Origin of the sequence: Acinetobacter sp. YH12144, from assembly GCF_013418345.1 — a bacterium.
GTDB classification, from domain to species: Bacteria; Pseudomonadota; Gammaproteobacteria; order Pseudomonadales; family Moraxellaceae; genus Acinetobacter; species Acinetobacter amyesii.
Genome location: NZ_VPCD01000016.1, coordinates 64,628 through 81,272, shown reverse-complemented (window position 1 = coordinate 81,272; position 16,645 = coordinate 64,628). Strand labels below are relative to the sequence as shown.

14 protein-coding genes are annotated in these 16,645 nt (G+C 42.2%); 5 read left to right on the top strand and 9 right to left on the bottom strand.

Annotation, left to right across the window (positions count from 1 at the left end; genetic code table 11):
* Positions 1-160: 160 nt before the first annotated feature.
* Positions 161-2,926, top strand: coding sequence for a DNA polymerase I (gene polA / locus FTU79_RS11800; RefSeq protein WP_180050199.1), 2,766 nt, complete (start codon positions 161-163; stop codon positions 2,924-2,926).
* Between the two features lie 160 nt (positions 2,927-3,086).
* Here polA and FTU79_RS11795 read toward each other — a convergent pair whose 3' ends face one another.
* Genes FTU79_RS11795 through ppx form a run of 5 tightly spaced genes read right to left on the bottom strand, consistent with a single transcriptional unit; the run spans position 3,087 to position 8,196 of the window.
* Positions 3,087-3,650, bottom strand: coding sequence for a YggT family protein (locus FTU79_RS11795; protein WP_078189567.1), 564 nt, complete (start codon positions 3,648-3,650; stop codon positions 3,087-3,089).
* A 27-nt stretch (positions 3,651-3,677) separates the two neighbouring features.
* Positions 3,678-4,508, bottom strand: coding sequence for a pyrroline-5-carboxylate reductase (gene proC / locus FTU79_RS11790; protein ID WP_180050196.1), 831 nt, complete (start codon positions 4,506-4,508; stop codon positions 3,678-3,680).
* Positions 4,505-5,881, bottom strand: coding sequence for a tRNA lysidine(34) synthetase TilS (tilS, locus tag FTU79_RS11785; RefSeq protein WP_180050193.1), 1,377 nt, complete (start codon positions 5,879-5,881; stop codon positions 4,505-4,507). Before tilS ends, proC begins: the two co-directional genes overlap by 4 nt.
* Positions 5,818-6,642: an acetyl-CoA carboxylase carboxyltransferase subunit alpha gene (locus FTU79_RS11780; protein ID WP_078189570.1), complete on the bottom strand. Its 825-nt coding sequence runs from the start codon at positions 6,640-6,642 to the stop codon at positions 5,818-5,820. Before FTU79_RS11780 ends, tilS begins: the two co-directional genes overlap by 64 nt.
* 33 nt (positions 6,643-6,675) lie before the next feature.
* The gene (gene ppx / locus FTU79_RS11775; protein WP_168378483.1) at positions 6,676-8,196 is read right to left on the bottom strand and encodes an exopolyphosphatase; all 1,521 of its coding nucleotides are present in this window, start codon (positions 8,194-8,196) and stop codon (positions 6,676-6,678) included.
* 266 nt (positions 8,197-8,462) lie between these two features.
* On the opposite strand from ppx, the gene trxA reads away from it, so the two are divergent.
* The 3 genes from trxA to FTU79_RS11760 all read left to right on the top strand — a co-directional run bounded on the left by trxA (position 8,463) and on the right by FTU79_RS11760 (position 11,038).
* On the top strand, positions 8,463-8,789 hold the full coding sequence (gene trxA / locus FTU79_RS11770) for a thioredoxin (RefSeq protein ID WP_078192629.1): 327 nt from the start codon (positions 8,463-8,465) through the stop codon (positions 8,787-8,789).
* A 322-nt stretch (positions 8,790-9,111) separates the two neighbouring features.
* On the top strand, positions 9,112-10,380 hold the full coding sequence (gene rho / locus FTU79_RS11765; protein WP_067731074.1) for a transcription termination factor Rho: 1,269 nt from the start codon (positions 9,112-9,114) through the stop codon (positions 10,378-10,380).
* Positions 10,381-10,792: 412 nt separating this feature from the next.
* Positions 10,793-11,038, top strand: a complete 246-nt coding sequence (locus FTU79_RS11760) for a hypothetical protein (RefSeq protein ID WP_078192631.1) — start codon at positions 10,793-10,795, stop codon at positions 11,036-11,038.
* Positions 11,039-11,321: 283 nt separating this feature from the next.
* Here FTU79_RS11760 and FTU79_RS11755 read toward each other — a convergent pair whose 3' ends face one another.
* From FTU79_RS11755 to pheS, 3 genes are all read right to left on the bottom strand, one after another.
* Positions 11,322-11,618 carry an integration host factor subunit alpha gene (locus tag FTU79_RS11755; protein ID WP_004649746.1) on the bottom strand — a complete coding sequence of 99 codons (297 nt, stop codon included), beginning with the start codon at positions 11,616-11,618 and terminating at the stop codon, positions 11,322-11,324.
* Entirely contained in the window at positions 11,615-13,996 is a 2,382-nt protein-coding gene (pheT, locus tag FTU79_RS11750) for a phenylalanine--tRNA ligase subunit beta (RefSeq protein WP_180050191.1), read from the bottom strand. Before pheT ends, FTU79_RS11755 begins: the two co-directional genes overlap by 4 nt.
* Before the next feature lie 130 nt (positions 13,997-14,126).
* Positions 14,127-15,107, bottom strand: a complete 981-nt coding sequence (pheS, locus tag FTU79_RS11745) for a phenylalanine--tRNA ligase subunit alpha (protein ID WP_078189575.1) — start codon at positions 15,105-15,107, stop codon at positions 14,127-14,129.
* 159 nt (positions 15,108-15,266) lie between these two features.
* Between pheS and FTU79_RS11740 the strand changes: the two genes are divergently transcribed.
* Positions 15,267-16,295, top strand: coding sequence for a hypothetical protein (locus FTU79_RS11740; protein ID WP_180050188.1), 1,029 nt, complete (start codon positions 15,267-15,269; stop codon positions 16,293-16,295).
* 84 nt (positions 16,296-16,379) lie between these two features.
* Here the strand turns inward: FTU79_RS11740 and FTU79_RS11735 are convergent, their stop codons facing one another.
* Complete coding sequence (locus tag FTU79_RS11735) at positions 16,380-16,592, bottom strand: hypothetical protein (protein WP_111884721.1); 213 nt, start codon at positions 16,590-16,592, stop codon at positions 16,380-16,382.
* Between the last annotated feature and the right edge of the window lie 53 nt (positions 16,593-16,645).

The following is a 16,645-nucleotide window of genomic DNA, read 5'->3' as shown; positions in this document are numbered from 1 at the left end:
TGCTTCGTCATTTTCCTGAATGTTTTGATGATACATGAGCCCGACGGATGGATTAAAACTATTCATCAGTGATTCGGTAAGTTACATATACAATCTAGACTCAGCGTACGGGCAAAAAATCACGTACAATAAAACCGTTTTTAGGATTAGGAAATTATCAATGCCACCATTTGTCTTGGTCGATGGCTCATACTTTTTATTTCGTGCCTACCATGCACTGCCACCATTAACCACTTCAACCGGTTTGCATACCAATGCAATCCGAGGTGCCATTTCTGCCATCCAAAAATTAATGCGTCGTATTCAACCGACGCATATGGCCGTTATTTTCGACACACCTGAACCAACCTTCCGTCATGAATTATCCCCGATTTATAAGGGTGACCGTCCAAGTATGCCTGAAGAATTATCACAACAAATTCCATATCTTCATGCATTAATTCGTGCTCTTGGAATTCCGCTGCATATGTTGCCGGGCGCTGAAGCCGATGACATTATCGGAACTTTGGCCAAACGCGCTGAAGCAGCCGGCCATCAAGTTTTGATCTCCACCGGTGACAAAGACATGGCGCAGCTCGTTACTGAGCGTGTCACTTTAGAAGACAGCTTCAAAGACAAACCGATGGACGTTCAAGGCGTTTTTGAAAAATTTGGGGTGTGGCCGAATCAAATCATTGACTACCTCACGCTGATGGGCGACGCCTCTGACGGCATTCGTGGTGTGCCCGGTGTTGGCGCAAAAACAGCAGCAAAACTTTTAACCGAGTACGGTTCGATTGGCGGCATTTTAGAAAATGTTGAGAGTATTAAAGGTAAAGTCGGTCAAAACATTAAGGACAATGTCGAAGGGATTACTCTTGACCACCAACTGGCGAGCATTGTTTGCGACCTCGACATGGGCCTTAAATACGAAGATTTGAAACTTGCTGATCCAAATATTCCAGCTCTTCGTGATTTATATACTGAACTAGAATTCCGTAACCAACTGCAGTCATTAGATCATCCGAACAACCCAAATGGTGCAACCTACAAACAAGCAGCCAAAGCCATCAACACCACGGCGACTGTAGCCAATGCACCCGAAGTGGAAGATCAAGCGGACAAAACCAGTGTTGATGATTTACTCGGTGAAGCACGTTATCACACAGTATTGACCCAAGAAGATTGGGATGTGTTATTCAAGCGTCTAAGTACTGAAAAGCGTTTTGCCTTTGATACCGAAACCACTAGCCTTGACTACCGCGTGGCGCAGATTGTAGGTTTCTCGGTGGCTTTAGATGCACATGATGCCTATTACGTGCCGCTTGCGCATGATTATGAAGGTGCGCCGCAACAACTTGATCGCGACACAATTCTGAATCAACTCAAACCTTTACTTGAAGATAATGACGTACAAAAAATTGGTCATCATCTCAAGTATGATGCACATGTCTTAGAAAATCATGGCATTCATTTGGCAGGTTGGTATTTCGATACCATGTTGGCCTCTTATGTCCTTAACTCTGTGGCAACACGTCATGGGATGGATGACGTCGCGCGTTTGTATTTAAGTCATCTCACAACGACGTTCGAACAAGTGGCCGGCAAAGGCGCAAAACAAAAGACCTTTAACCAAATTGAGCTCGAAACTGCAGCCCATTATGCGGCAGAAGATGCCCATGTGACCTATCGTCTGTATGAAGTACTCGATAAGAAGTTACAAGCCCATCCGGAACTGATCAATATTTTGCACAATATTGAAATGCCAGTTGCCCGTGTTCTGACCTCTATGGAAGAAAACGGCATTGAGTTGGATATGGACTTCCTCGACCAACTCGGTGTGGAATTTGCCAATACCATTCAAAATTTAGAAACAGAAATTACCGATCTTGCGGGTCAAAGCTTCAATGTCAGCTCGCCTAAACAAGTCGGCGAGATTCTGTTTGATAAATTAGGTTTAAAAGGCGGTAAGAAGACCTCTACAGGTCAGTACAGTACCAGTGAAAGTGTTCTAGAAAAAATCGACCATCCGATTACCGACTTAATTTTGGAATATCGTGGTCTCTCTAAACTGAAAAGCACTTATACCGATGGTCTGTTAAAACAAGTGAATAATGACACACATCGTGTGCATACCAGTTACCACCAAGCTTTAACGGCTACAGGTCGTCTGTCATCTACCGATCCAAACTTACAGAACATTCCTGTCCGTGAAGATATTGGACGTCAAATCCGTAAAGCCTTTATTGCACCTGAAGGTCGCATTTTACTGGCAGCCGATTACTCGCAAATCGAATTACGTTTAATGGCGCATTTCTCGCAAGATCATGCATTGGTCGATGCTTTTAATCATGGACAAGACGTACATAAACGTACTGCGGCAGAAGTTTTGGGCATTCCACTCGATGAAGTGACCAGCAACCAACGTCGTCAAGCCAAAGCGGTGAACTTCGGCCTGCTCTATGGTATGTCTGAATTTGGTTTGACCCGTCAGTTGGGTTTCACTCGAGAAGAGTCGCGTAACTATATTGGTAAATACTTCCAACGCTACCCTGGTGTTTTGGAATATATGGAACGTACTCGCCAAGTCGCACGTGAACAAGGTTTTGTGGAAACCATTTTAGGTCGTCGTCTGTATACACCGGACATTATGGCGAGCAACAAAATGGTGAAACAAGGCGCTGAACGTGCAGCGATCAATGCACCACTACAAGGTTCTGCAGCGGATATTATTAAATTGGCCATGATCGCCGTCGATACAATCTTACCGAAAGATCAAGCCAAAATGTTACTGCAAGTACACGATGAATTGGTGTTTGAAGTTGATGCTGCAATTGCCGATGAACTGTCTGCCCAACTGACTGAAGTGATGCAATCTGTGTTGAAAATTTCCGTTCCACTGATTGTGGAAGTGGGTCAAGGCAATAACTGGGACGAAGCACACTAATTCATTAACGTTCATTCACGCCTTTCTCCCTCTAGGAGAAAGGTTAGATGGAGGTGAGATATTTCTACGAACTAAGAAATATCTTGTTTTACACCACATATTAAATCCACAAAAAAGGACGCCTCGGCGTCCTTTTTAATTTAACTCGTCTTAGCTCAGATTAAAGACCAGTCAATAATGCAATTGCGACTTGCTTCATAATGGTTTCCGCAACCAACAATGCCAAAATCGCAAAAATTGGTGACAAGTCAATCATCCCCATATTTGGAAGAATACGACGGAATGGCGCAAGTAGCGGTTCTGCCAACTCTTGAACCACTTCAATATAAGGCGAACGTGACTGGCTAAACATCACGACCCAACTCAAAATAATCGATGCAAAAATTAAGTAACGACAGAAACGGATTAAATCCTGAATCATGGTCACAAAGGTCATAATGATCAGATGGAATGGACTATTCACCGCCACGCCTGACAAATACATCAAACCAAACATTTTTAACAAATACAGAATCACCACCAACACCAATGCTGCGGTATTCACTCGACCTTTGGCCAAAGTTGGGAAAATTCGGCTAAAGATGTCGACAATTTTTGTTGCTTTTGCTGTTGCCAAAACCACAGGGTTATATGGACTCACGGCAGCAAGCTGCATTAAAAAACGGAAAAATACGAGCAAAATTGCAACGTTAATAATGATTCCAAAAATTTGAGCAGAGCCCATACTTGAACTTTCCTAAATCAAATCGAATTATTTGGTGCTTTCGCTTAACTCTTGTGCCAACTCTTGGCTACGCTTTTGCGCTGCAGCTAAAGCGGCCTGAATATTTTGTGAAATCTGAGCACGATCAAATACTTCAATCGCGGCTTGTGTGGTACCATTTGGAGAAGTTACATTTTTACGTAACTCCGCAGGACTGTTGGCACTGGTAATCGCCATTTGTGCAGCACCCAATGCAGTTTGCAAGGTTAGTGCTGTAGCCACTTTTTCATCCAAGCCCATGTTTTTACCTGCACGGATCATACTTTCCATCATATAGAAAAAGTATGCAGGACCTGAGCCAGACACAGCTGTGACCGCATCAATTTGCGCTTCTGAGTTTACCCAAAGTGTTAAACCCGTTGAAGCCAAAACTTGACTTGCAAGATCACGATCTTCAGCTGAAACCGCTTCACCTGCATACAAACCATGCGCACCGGTTTGAACTAAAGCAGGTGTATTTGGCATGACACGAACAATACGCTCTGTGCCTAATAATTTTGAAATCGTTGCAATTTCTGCACCTGCAACAATTGAAATTACCAACTTCCCTTCTAGCAACCCTTGTAATGGTGCCAAAACTTTTGCCAACACCTGAGGTTTAACTGCAAAAAGTACAATGTCAGCTTCTCGAATTGCTGCAACATTATCATCGGTCACATGCAAATCTTTTTCAGCCAAAAGCTCACGTACTTTTTCTACGGGATCTGAAACTGTAATACGTGTAGTCGGGACACCACGTGCAATCAGGCCACCAATTAAAGCCTGTGCCATGTTGCCGCCACCAATGAAACTGATATTACAATTTAGAATTGCGCTCATGATTGAAGATCCGATATTGCAGATTTAGCGTTAAGAGATAATGTCGGTTGCCAGCCAGCTTGAGTACAAAATTCAGACTGTGCCAACCAAAAGCCCTGAGGCGTAAAGACGCCTAGCATAACATTATCTCGGCTTAATATTTGAATAGTATGACGCTGCCATGGAAAAATTTGCGCCTGCTGAATGGCTTTTTTCAACGGCCAACTTCCGATACGACCATATAAATGAATTTTTTCACCGCCAAGACGTGGGCGAATCTGCAGTTGCTGCCCCAATAATTCAGGTGATAAGCCAACTTCTGAGGATTGAATCACAAAATGTCCGGCAGGCAACTTGAGAGACTGACCTGCAACACAAGTTATAACCTCAACCTCTTGAATGGATTCTGCTGGCAGATAATCCGCTTTGGTAATCCGATGAAGTTGCTGTTGAAAGCGCAGATAATAAAATCCATTCCAGTGTAATGCCGCTTGCGAGTCTTCGCGTGAGCCAATCACTTCTGAAAATAATCGCTGTACCATTTCAAAACTTGGACGATATTGCCCCTCACCTTTCATCCAGTGCGATAACAACTGACGCTGACGTGCCAGACTGAGCTGTTGTAAAACCACTAAAGATAAAGTTTGCGATGAACCACAGGCTGCCAAATCTTGTTGCAACACCTCGTGTAAAATTTCATCAGCATCTTGCATCAAATAACTGGTTCGACTCAGGGCTTGCTGCATTTTAGGAAATCGACCACTGAGTACAGGCCATAGAATTTCACGACTCCACGCGCGGTCATAGTCGGTATCAAAATTAGTGAGATCTTGAATATTTTGCACATGCAGTTGTGCTGCCCATTGGCAAATTTGCTCACGTGAAAGATCCAATAGCGGACGCCATAAAGCAAAATCTTCACGTACATCGAATTTTTTCATCGCAGCAAGGCCATGGACACCCGCACCTGAAAGTAGCCGCAACATCAGTGTCTCGGCTTGATCTTGCTGATGATGCGCGAGTACCAATATTTCATCTGCTTGTAAATGTTGGGCAAAGGCTTGATAGCGGGCCGAGCGTGCTTGATTTTCAAGGTTACCTTGCGCAACCTGGACTTTCTGTATAATGAATGGGAGATTTAACGCTGCACACTGAGCGCGTACAAACTCGCCCCAAGCATGACTACACGCTTGTAGTTGGTGATCAATATAAATCACCCGTATTTTTTCAGGGCACAAAAACGACATAAGATGCAGCAGCAACATGGAATCCATGCCACCACTACATCCTATTAAAAATCGGCTTTGTTCAGGCAGCGCCTGAATTTGACTTAAGCAGTCAGCCCTAAATTGTCGCTGCCAAACTTCATTAAACGCTGATAACGCGCTTCGCATCGTTCGTTTGCATCCATTGGTTGCAGTTCTTCTAAAGCTTGCTTCAAGACCACTTTCAAATCCTGCATGACTTTTTCAGGGTTTAAATGTGCGCCTTCCGCTTCGTCCACCACGTATTCCACAATGCCCATCTTCTGCAATTTATCTGCCGTCAATGCCAATGCTTCACTTGCTTGTTCTGCTTTCTCTGCAGTTTTCCACAAAATAGATGCACAGCCTTCAGGTGAAATCACTGAATAAATACTGTGAGATAGCATAATCACACGGTCAGCCACGCCAATACCGAGCGCACCACCCGAACCACCTTCACCCAATACCGTTGCCACTACAGGCACTTTGAGTGAAGAAAGCTGAGCTAAGCTGGTTGCAATCGCTTCGGCCTGACCACGTTCTTCTGCACCCACACCTGGGTACGCACCCATGGTATCAATAAAGGTAAAGACTGGCAGATTAAAACGCTCGGCCATATCCAATAAACGCTGTGCTTTACGGTAACCTTCGGGGTTACTCATACCAAAATTATGCTGTAATTTTTCACGTGTACTACGACCACGGTGCTGACCTACAATCATCACAGGCTGACCATCTAAACGAGCCAAACCACCAATCATCGCGCCGTCATCACCAAATAGGCGGTCACCATGCAAAGCATCGAACTCTGTAAAAATTTCGCCAACATAATCCAAAAACTGCGGACGTTCAGGATGACGTGCGATCTGAACCGTAGTCCAGGCTTTAGATTGAGCTGCTTTATTTTTCATAGGTCGATCATTATCCCTAACTTAACTGGTCTGTTAATTGATAAATTGTTCCGACTGGATATTCAGTTCAATATCCCAATGCTTAAATTGCACCTGCTCATCATGCAAGTCTGCAACCAACAAAGGCCACTGTTTGGCATCACCAGAAACACTAAGTTGCCATTGTTGCGCATTGTCCACGCTTAATTCAATGGCAGGAAGCATCTCATCGCTGCGACTATGATTTAATAAAACTGCTAAACGAAGCAATAGACATAAGTAAACAAGTTTGTTACCACCGACTTTCATCACATCGACACGTGCATCACTGCGTAACTTACGACGATGATGCGCCACTAAATGCGACAAATGATTTTGATCAATTTGCGAGAAACCCGGAATATCCGAATGTTGCAGTAAATAAGCACCATGACGATGGTAACCACTATGACTGATCGCTAAGCCAATTTCATGCAAATACGCGGCACGACGCAGTAAATCACTGTCATCACTGGTCAAATTCAGTGCGGTCGCCACACCATTAAACAGTTGTTGAGCGGTATTTACCACACGTTCAGCTTGTTTCATATCTGCGTTGTAGCGCCCCATCAACGCATGTACAGAACGGTCACGAACATCTTCATGTTGGAAACGTCCCAATAGGTCGTACATCACGCCTTCACGTAACGCGCCATCAGAATAAACCAATTTATCGATATTCAGCACATCAAAGACTGCATACAAAATGGCAATGCCGGCTGGCAAAACTGCTCGACGGTCTTCTTTTAGACCATCAAATTCCATTTCATTGACATGCTTATATTTAAGCAATTTATCTTTGAGTTTAAATAAACCGTCACGTGTCAGTTCTTCCTGATCGTTGCTCCAGCCCATATTGACACAAATCTGACGACACGCTTTGATCGTGCCACTTGAACCGACAACAGTATCCCAGCCCGCAGCTTTATAAGTGTTGGCAATGCCTGCGATTTCCTTGCGAGCAGCATTTACCGCTTTATCAAAACTTTTCAGGTTAATTTCACCATCAGCAAAAAACGCTTTGGTAAAAGCGACACAGCCCATTTGCACAGATTCTGTATGAATAGGTTCAAACTCTTCACCAATAATCAGCTCTGTAGAACCCCCACCAATATCAATCACTAGACGACGACCACTGTTTGCCATGGTATGTGAAACTCCCAAATAAATGAGACGGGCTTCTTCACGACCAGCAATGATTTCAATGGGTTTCGGTAAAATTTCAGCGGCTTTTTGAATAAATTCATGACCATTTTTTGCTTGGCGCAAGGCATTGGTCGCCACAATACGTAAACGGTTGGCTTGGACAGGATTTAAACGCCCTACAAAACGTGCTAGGCAGGCTAATCCTCGTTGCTGTGCGGCTTCGGTCAAATTTTTATTTTCGTCTAGACCTGCGGCAAGCTGTACTTTTTCTGACATTGATGCAACTTTTTTCACTTCACCATGGTCTACGCGTGCAATAGCCAAGTGGAAGCTGTTCGATCCCATATCGATAGCAGCAAGTAATTCTTCATCAATCAAAAAATCAGACATTATTCAAAAAAACCTGTTCAGAATTGTGCTTAGATTAATTCACATACATGCAATTTAAAAGCCATTTATGAGTAGTTCGGGCGGAACTTATCGATTTTTTATCTGAAGCAATGATAGTCATACACGATCATCGGCATCGTGATCATCCATTAGACAAACTCGCCATTCAGGTCGAAAATTTACATAACCCCCTACATTGTTATAGTTGGCTATGTAATACTTATAAACATAGAGTCAACTTAAAAATTAATTCCGGAGCAAAATCCATGTCTGGCAATATCGTAAATACAACTGATGAAAACTTCCAAGCCGATGTACTAGAGTCTGATACTCCTGTACTTGTAGATTTCTGGGCAGGTTGGTGTGCTCCTTGTAAAGCCATTGCACCTGTACTTGAAGTACTTTCAACTGAGTTTGAAGGCAAAGTTAAAATCGTTAAAGTAGACGTAACTTCTTGCGAACAAACAGCTGTAAACTACAACATCCGTAACATTCCTGCATTATTAATGTTTAAAAACGGCGAAGTTGTAGCAACCCAAGTCGGTGCCGCACCAAAATCTAAATTGACAGCTTTCATCGAAGAAAACATCTAATATTTTTCGATAAAAACACTCTAAAATACGCTGTTTTACACAGCGTATTTTTTTGGTTGATAAATTGACAAATGCTGTGTTCTCTCTTATATTGTTTACTCAAGAAATTAAGGATCTCAAATCCTGTCATTTTCTTACAACACAACACATAAAATGCCGCTCGGCAACAGAATTGTTTTTCACATCTCTCTTCATATAACGAATCAGATCTCTGAATTGTTTTGTGCAAACCAATTGCTATCGTTTCTTGCATGATCGCGGCACATTTGTTGCTTCCTTTTCCAACCTGTACCTCAGAATTTTAGATTCTATCTGACCACCTATGAACTTAACCGAACTCAAGAAAAAACCGATTGGCGAACTCATCAAGATTGCCGAGTTTATGGGCCTCGAAGGAATGGCTCGTAACCGTAAGCAAGATATTATTTTTGCCATCTTAAAGCGCCACGCAATGAACGGCGAAGAGATTTTTGGTGATGGCGTTCTAGAAATTCTGTCGGACGGCTTTGGTTTCTTACGCTCTGCAGCGGGTTCTTACCTAGCCGGCCCTGACGATATCTATGTGAGCCCATCACAAATCCGTCGCTTCAACCTTCGTACTGGTGACACTATTACAGGTACGATTCGTCCACCTAAAGAAGGCGAACGTTACTTTGCATTATTAAAAGTTAATCAAATTAACTACGACACACCCGAAAACTCACGTAATAAGATTCTTTTCGAAAACTTAACACCTTTATTTCCAACCGAACAATTGGTAATGGAATTAGGTAATGGTACAACAGAAGACTTAACTGCGCGTGTGGTTGACTTGGTTGCTCCGATTGGTAAAGGTCAACGTTCAATTATCGTTGCACCGCCAAAAGCCGGTAAAACCATGTTGTTACAAAACATCGCTCAGTCGATAGTTCGTAACAATCCTGAATGTTTCTTGATTGTCCTTCTAATTGACGAACGTCCTGAAGAAGTAACAGAAATGGAACGTACTGTTCGTGGTGAAGTAGTTGCTTCAACATTCGATGAATCACCAGCTCGTCACGTACAAGTTGCAGAGATGGTGATTGAAAAAGCTAAACGTCTTGTAGAACACAAAAAAGATGTAGTGATTTTACTTGACTCAATTACTCGTTTAGCACGTGCTTACAACACTGTAATCCCTTCATCTGGTAAAGTTCTTACTGGTGGTGTGGATGCCCATGCTTTAGAACGTCCAAAACGTTTCTTCGGTGCAGCACGTAATATTGAAGAAGGTGGTTCACTGACAATTATCTCAACTGCGTTGATTGAAACTGGCAGTAAGATGGATGAAGTGATCTACGAAGAATTCAAAGGTACAGGTAACCAAGAAATTACCCTAGACCGTCGTATTGCTGAAAAACGCGTGTTCCCTGCGATGAACATCAAAAAATCAGGTACACGTCGTGAAGAGCGTTTGATGTCTGAAGATAACCTACGTAAAGTTTGGATTTTACGTAAATTGCTTCATACACAAGACGAACTTGCAGCGATGGAATTCTTGCTTGATCGTATGAAAGAAACCAAAACCAATGATGATTTCTTTGATCAAATGAAACGTAAAGCATCCAACTAAGTTGAATGTTTGACTGAAAAGGCCATCTATAACGATGGCCTTTTTATTTGGTTGACTTTAGTTACACAAAGAAACATTTGATGGATTTCCATGTAAACTTATTTTCAAGTTGATGATTATAAAAAATATATTTTAAAAAACCCTATTCTTTTTAGTGGTTTATTTGCTATTTCCCCAATATAAATCTTTCTCTTAATTGTTATTTTCTGTTAAAAAATGGTCGTTTTTCACCTATTTTTCACGGTTTTTTCAAAGTCGCTAGTAGCATTTCAAAATACTCAGTGATAGCATACACGCAGACCAGTTAGACTGCTCTATGCATTTTTAATACCTATTCAAATTAGGCATAATAAAAGCACACAACAGACTAACGCAGGTTATTTTTTAATCTCATATTTTAGAGAGTGATGCCATGTTATTCAAAAAAATCGCTATTGCTGCTGCAGTTGCTACTACTTTAGCTTTCGTTGGTTGTGCTAAAAAAACTGAAGAAGCTGCTCCTGCTGCTGCATCTGAAGCTGCTGCTTCTGAAGTAGTTGCTGCGTCTGACGCTGCTGCTGTTGAAGCTTCTGCTGCTGCTTCTGAAGCTACTGCTGCTGCTTCTGAAGCTACTGCTGCTGCATCTGAAGCTACTGCTGCTGCTTCTGAAGCTCAATAATCTAACCGATTATTCAGCACAAAAAGAGAGCCCTTTGGCTCTCTTTTTTATTGCCTCAAACTTTAAACCCTAATTAATAAAAAATAGCTAATATTCAAAATACTAAACCCATGCTTATTGAAAAATAAAAACTGAAGATTTAGCTCAAAGAAAGCCACAATCAATCTTTACGACAACTCAACTCAAATATATCGTCTCACTTTAAAACGAATATTCTTCAACATGACTTGTGCGATAGATGATGAACACTGCGCCTACTAAATCAAAGACAAAAAAAAGCAGATCAATCGATCTGCTCATTTCCAACACGTTGACGGAATTTTTGTCCCGCACGGAAGGTCACTACACGACGGGCAGAAATCGGAATTTCTTCACCCGTTTTCGGGTTACGGCCTGGGCGTTGACGTTTATCACGCAACTCGAAGTTACCGAAACCAGAGAGTTTAACTTGTTCCCCAGAGATTAGCGCTTGGCTAATCTCATCGAAGAATAACTCGACCATTTGTTTTGCTTCACGACGGTTTAAACTCGTGAGCTCACTTAAATGATCAGCCATTTCTGCTTTTGTTAATGCTGTCATGAAGCCCTCAATGTCGCCTGGTAAGTGTTTTCCAACACCTGAAGTATGTTATCCATACCGGTTTTGATTTCAGCATCTTCTAATGTACGTGTTGGATGTTGCCATTGAATTGCAAATGCCAATGAGCGCTTGCCTTCTTCGACACCTTGACCAGTGTACACATCGAATAACCAAACTGCGTCTAAAAGCTCACCGCCGGTTTTTTCGATAAGTTGCTGAATTTCACTAACATTAATCTTATCACTAATTAAAAGCGCAATATCACGTCGAACCGACGGAAAACGTGATAATTCTGTAAAATTAGATACATAAGTTTGCAAAACAGCCGATTGATCCAACTCAGCTACCCAAGTTGTTGCCAAATCCAACTCATCTTCTAAAGATGGGTGTAAACGACCGAAGTAACCAATTGATTGACCATTGACTAAGATTTCAGCAGATTGACCTGGATGCAACCACGTACGCTCTGAACGTACATATTCAACATTTAAACGTGCAGAATTTAAAATCTCCTCTACATCGCCTTTAAAGTCAAAGAAATCCATTGGCTGTGCTTTACCATGCCAAGATTCAGTCGTACGCGAACCTATTGCAACCAGTGCAAAGGTTGGGATCTGTTTAAGATCATGAATGCTGTTCGCACCTTGATAATCAAAACGTAGACCAAGCTCATAGAAACGCACACGGTTTTGCTGACGGTTCACGTTGTATTGCACACATGGGATCAAACTTGATAATAAGGTTGAACGCATCACTGCAAGGTCGCTAGAAATCGGGTTTGCAAGCGCTAGTGGTTGAACCTTTGGATTCAATTGTTTCTCTAGTTTCGCATCTGCAAAGCTAAAGCTAATCGCTTCTTGATAACCCAAAGCCACTGCAGTTTGACGTAACTGAACCAATTCAAATTGGTCTTGGTATTTCGCTAGTTTGACATCAATCACCGGCAAGCTAATTTGAATATTGTCGTAACCGTGAATACGTGCTACTTCTTCGATGAGGTCTTGATAAATCGCCATGTCAAAACGATGTGATGGTGGTAAAACAGTCCACTCACCTTCTGCTTTCACAGTGACATTGCAACCCAAACGCGTTAAAGCATCCGTAATAAATGCAGATTCAACTTTATAACCGAGCAGTTGATCAACTTGCGCTTGGTTCAGTTCAATGGCTTCACGTTTTGGTAATAACTCTACTTTTTCAGCAACAGTAATTGGACCAAACTCACCACCAGCTAAATCAGCAATAAGCTGAGAAGCACGATGCATTGCAGTCATCGGTAATTCAAAGTCTACGCCACGTTCATAACGCTGAGATGCATCGGTATGCAAACCAAAACTACGTGCACGACCTGCGATATAGAGTTGATCAAAGAACGCTGACTCAAGGAAAATTTCAGTGGTATCGTCAGAAACGGCTGAACTTAGACCGCCCATGATCCCTGCAATCGCCAAGGCTTTTTGATCATCCGCAATCACCATCACGTTTTCAGATAATTCAACTTCTTGTTCATTCAACAACGTTAATTTTTCTGCTGCTGTTGCTTGGCGTACACGAACTGACCCTTCAACTTTACCACCATCGAATGCATGTAAAGGTTGACCCAATTCCATTAAAACGTAGTTGGTAATATCGACCAAAATACTGTGCTGACGAATGCCTGCACGAGCCAATGCACGTTCCATCCACTCAGGAGTTGGTGCTTTGGTATTCACGTTTTTGATCACACGACCTAAATAGCGTGGGCAACCATCCGTACTAACAACGACATTTTTTTCATCGCTAATGGTTGCAGCAACTTCTGTAATCACTGGTGCAGTCACAGGGAGTTGGTTAATCACACCAATTTCACGTGCAATACCACGAATACTGAAACAGTCACCACGGTTTGGCGTGATGCTAATATCAATCACATGGTCATCAAGACTTAAATATTCACGGATATTGGTGCCCACAGGTGCATCCGCAGGAAGTTCCAATAGACCGTCGATTTTGTCTTCAAGATCAATTTCAGACGCACCACACAGCATGCCTTGTGATTCAACACCGCGAAGCTTGCCTTTTTTGATTTTGAAATCGCCCGGAAGTACGGCACCAATGGTTGCTACAGGAGCTTTCATGCCTGCACGTACGTTTGGAGCACCACAAACGATTTGTAACGGTTCGCCTGAACCGATGTTTACGGTAGTGACACGTAAACGGTCAGCATCGGGATGTTGAACCACTGTTAAAACTTCACCGACTACTACACCAGTAAATGGTTTTGCAGCAGGAGATAAATCATCAACTTCTAAACCTAACATGGTCAGTTGGTCAGAAAGTGTATCGCTATCAATGGCTGGGTTAACCCATGTACGCAACCAATTTTCGCTAATTTTCATTGTATAAAAACCTATTAATTCTAAATTTCTAATCCCCTCTAGCGCCCCTTTAAAGAAAGAGGACGAACCCTAAGTCATGATGGACAACCCCTCTCCTTTTAGGAGAGGTTAGGGAGAGGTATAAAACTGTTTAAGCAAATTGGCGTAAGAAACGCACATCATTTTGATAGAACATACGTAGGTCATTAATGCCATAACGCAACATTGCAAAACGTTCTACACCTAAACCGAAGGCAAAGCCTTTGTATTTTTCTGGGTCAATGCCAGCGGCTTGTAAAACGTTTGGATGCACCATACCGCAGCCCAAAACTTCCAACCATTTACCACGTTCATCCATGATATCCACTTCCGCACTTGGCTCTGTAAATGGGAAATAAGATGGACGGAAACGCACTTTCAAATCTTTTTCAAAGAATTCATTTAACAAGTTCACCAACAAACCTTTAAGCTCTGCAAAGCTAGTGTTTTCAGCCACATACAGACCTTCGATTTGATGGAACATTGGAGAATGCGTTTGGTCCGAGTCACAGCGATATACACGACCAGGACACACAATACGGATTGGTGGCTGACTCGTTTCCATGGTACGAATTTGCACGCCTGAGGTATGCGTACGAAGTAAATGATTCGCATCAAAATAGAAAGTGTCGTGCATCGCACGTGCAGGGTGATGACCCGGAATGTTCAATGCTTCAAAGTTGTGATAATCATCTTCAACTTCAGGACCAGTTGCAACGGTAAAACCAGCTTTGGTAAAGAATTGGCAAATACGTTCTTGAACTTGAGTCACAGGGTGAATACTACCGACCGTTTGACCACGGCCGGGTAAAGTAATATCAATCGTTTCGCTAGCAAGCTTTTGTTCTAATGCAGCTTTTTGTAATTCAGCTTGACGAGCAGTCAGTGCGCCAGTAATCGATTCACGAACGGCATGAATTTGAGCACCAAAAACTTTACGTTCTTCTGGGTCCATTTTACCAAGCGACTTCGATTGTTCCGCGAGCTGGCTTTTCTTCCCTGTAAATTGCACTCGCACTTGGTCGAGTGTAGCAAGGTCCTCTGCTGCTGCAATCGCAGCGAGCGCTTCAGTGGTCAGGGCTTCCAGTGACATAGTAACTCTCAAAGCAACAATTTAAAAAAATAATATAAACCCCTTATTCTAACAGTTTTTAGCCGTTATGATGAAGCGCATTCACAAGTTAAAATTGCATTAGCATCAAGTTTTAAAAAAAGTATAAGATAAACACAATATCAATGGGATCCAATCTTTATGGCACTCGATCCAATCTGGAAACAACAGCTCACACTCGTCACTTATGGCAATGAATTTCTCAACCAAGGTTTAAGTTTTCAACGTTGGTTAAATCACCACATTTTTGATCAGCACAGTTTCCATTTTCGTGATTTGCTATCACAGCATTTATTGGCTCAACATTTCCAAATTTGGCTAGAAGGCTTAAAAAAACAAGGAGTACAACGCTTAAGTTTACATAGCTCTAGCTTGCTGAATGATGAACAAAATCCGAATGCTAACGTTGAACTCCTGCCCTTTGCCCATTTTATTGTGAGCCATGAACAAAATAAAAAGCAGGCATGGATTTTTGGTAAAGAACTTGCCGAGTGGTATAACGCAGAAAATGACTATGAAGCACCGGCATCCCAACAACTACAAATACGTCGCGAAACCTTTTGGCGCTATGAGCTGAACCATAAACTCATTAAACGCATCGAAGCGGATATGCAGTTACCCAAATGGGATGATATTCACAACTTCACTGAAGCAGAATTATTTTTACAAAAACCTGCGGAAGGTTTTATTGAGCCGGAGGTGTTGGGCACACCTTATTATGGTACGCAGCCTGATCTAAGCAGCGAATCGAATGAATCTACAAAACTCGCACTCTTGCCAACGGATGCACAAGCAGATTTCGCACATGACAGCTTACATCGCTTAGATGCATTAAACCGCCACATTCAATCTAAAATTCAGCATCCCTATCATGCAGATGGCAGCATCTATACACCTGAAGAACAGTTAAATTTGCGCCATTTTGCTCAAAAAACTGAAGATTTAACGGCTAAATTTATTGTAAAAGTCGCCAATCACTATAAAACTGCACGTTTAACTCCTCTGGTCGAAAGCTCTCCTCTGGATGGATTTAAAACTGAGCAAAGAAAATCAAATCCTCAGCATGCACACACGCCTAACCCGCCCCATAAACCCGGTGCAGGTGGAGTAATCACCTTAATTATTATTACTGTTGTAATTTGCTTATTGGCTTATTACTTCGGTCTTTAACTGTATAAATATCATCAACACTAAAAAGCCCCTCTCATAGAAGGGCTTTTTTATAAACATACTTCTGTATGAAAGATTTCAAAATTATGAGGTCGTTAAATAATTAAATGGACGAATTTCTAATCGAACGCGATGCTGATCGGCATGTTGATTAATATAATGACTGACAGAGACTACTTCCCCCTCAAGCTCTGCGTCTGCACCATACATGATTTTGACTGCCTCACCTTTGCGGGGAATCATTTCGAGCTCTACAGTAATGCTACCTTGACCCATACCAACTATTTCAGCCAACATTTTATTTTCCTTTTGTTCTTTTCTATCCATACATTAGGCATGTCGCAAAGCGC

Coding starts and splice junctions, on each gene's coding strand:
- polA (WP_180050199.1), top strand. CDS start 161: ATGCCACCATTTGTCTTGGTCGATGGCTCATACTTTTTATTTCGTGCC.
- FTU79_RS11795 (WP_078189567.1), bottom strand. CDS start 3,650: ATGGGCTCTGCTCAAATTTTTGGAATCATTATTAACGTTGCAATTTTG.
- proC (WP_180050196.1), bottom strand. CDS start 4,508: ATGAGCGCAATTCTAAATTGTAATATCAGTTTCATTGGTGGCGGCAAC.
- tilS (WP_180050193.1), bottom strand. CDS start 5,881: ATGCGAAGCGCGTTATCAGCGTTTAATGAAGTTTGGCAGCGACAATTT.
- FTU79_RS11780 (WP_078189570.1), bottom strand. CDS start 6,642: ATGAAAAATAAAGCAGCTCAATCTAAAGCCTGGACTACGGTTCAGATC.
- ppx (WP_168378483.1), bottom strand. CDS start 8,196: ATGTCTGATTTTTTGATTGATGAAGAATTACTTGCTGCTATCGATATG.
- trxA (WP_078192629.1), top strand. CDS start 8,463: ATGTCTGGCAATATCGTAAATACAACTGATGAAAACTTCCAAGCCGAT.
- rho (WP_067731074.1), top strand. CDS start 9,112: ATGAACTTAACCGAACTCAAGAAAAAACCGATTGGCGAACTCATCAAG.
- FTU79_RS11760 (WP_078192631.1), top strand. CDS start 10,793: ATGTTATTCAAAAAAATCGCTATTGCTGCTGCAGTTGCTACTACTTTA.
- FTU79_RS11755 (WP_004649746.1), bottom strand. CDS start 11,618: ATGACAGCATTAACAAAAGCAGAAATGGCTGATCATTTAAGTGAGCTC.
- pheT (WP_180050191.1), bottom strand. CDS start 13,996: ATGAAAATTAGCGAAAATTGGTTGCGTACATGGGTTAACCCAGCCATT.
- pheS (WP_078189575.1), bottom strand. CDS start 15,107: ATGTCACTGGAAGCCCTGACCACTGAAGCGCTCGCTGCGATTGCAGCA.
- FTU79_RS11740 (WP_180050188.1), top strand. CDS start 15,267: ATGGCACTCGATCCAATCTGGAAACAACAGCTCACACTCGTCACTTAT.
- FTU79_RS11735 (WP_111884721.1), bottom strand. CDS start 16,592: ATGTTGGCTGAAATAGTTGGTATGGGTCAAGGTAGCATTACTGTAGAG.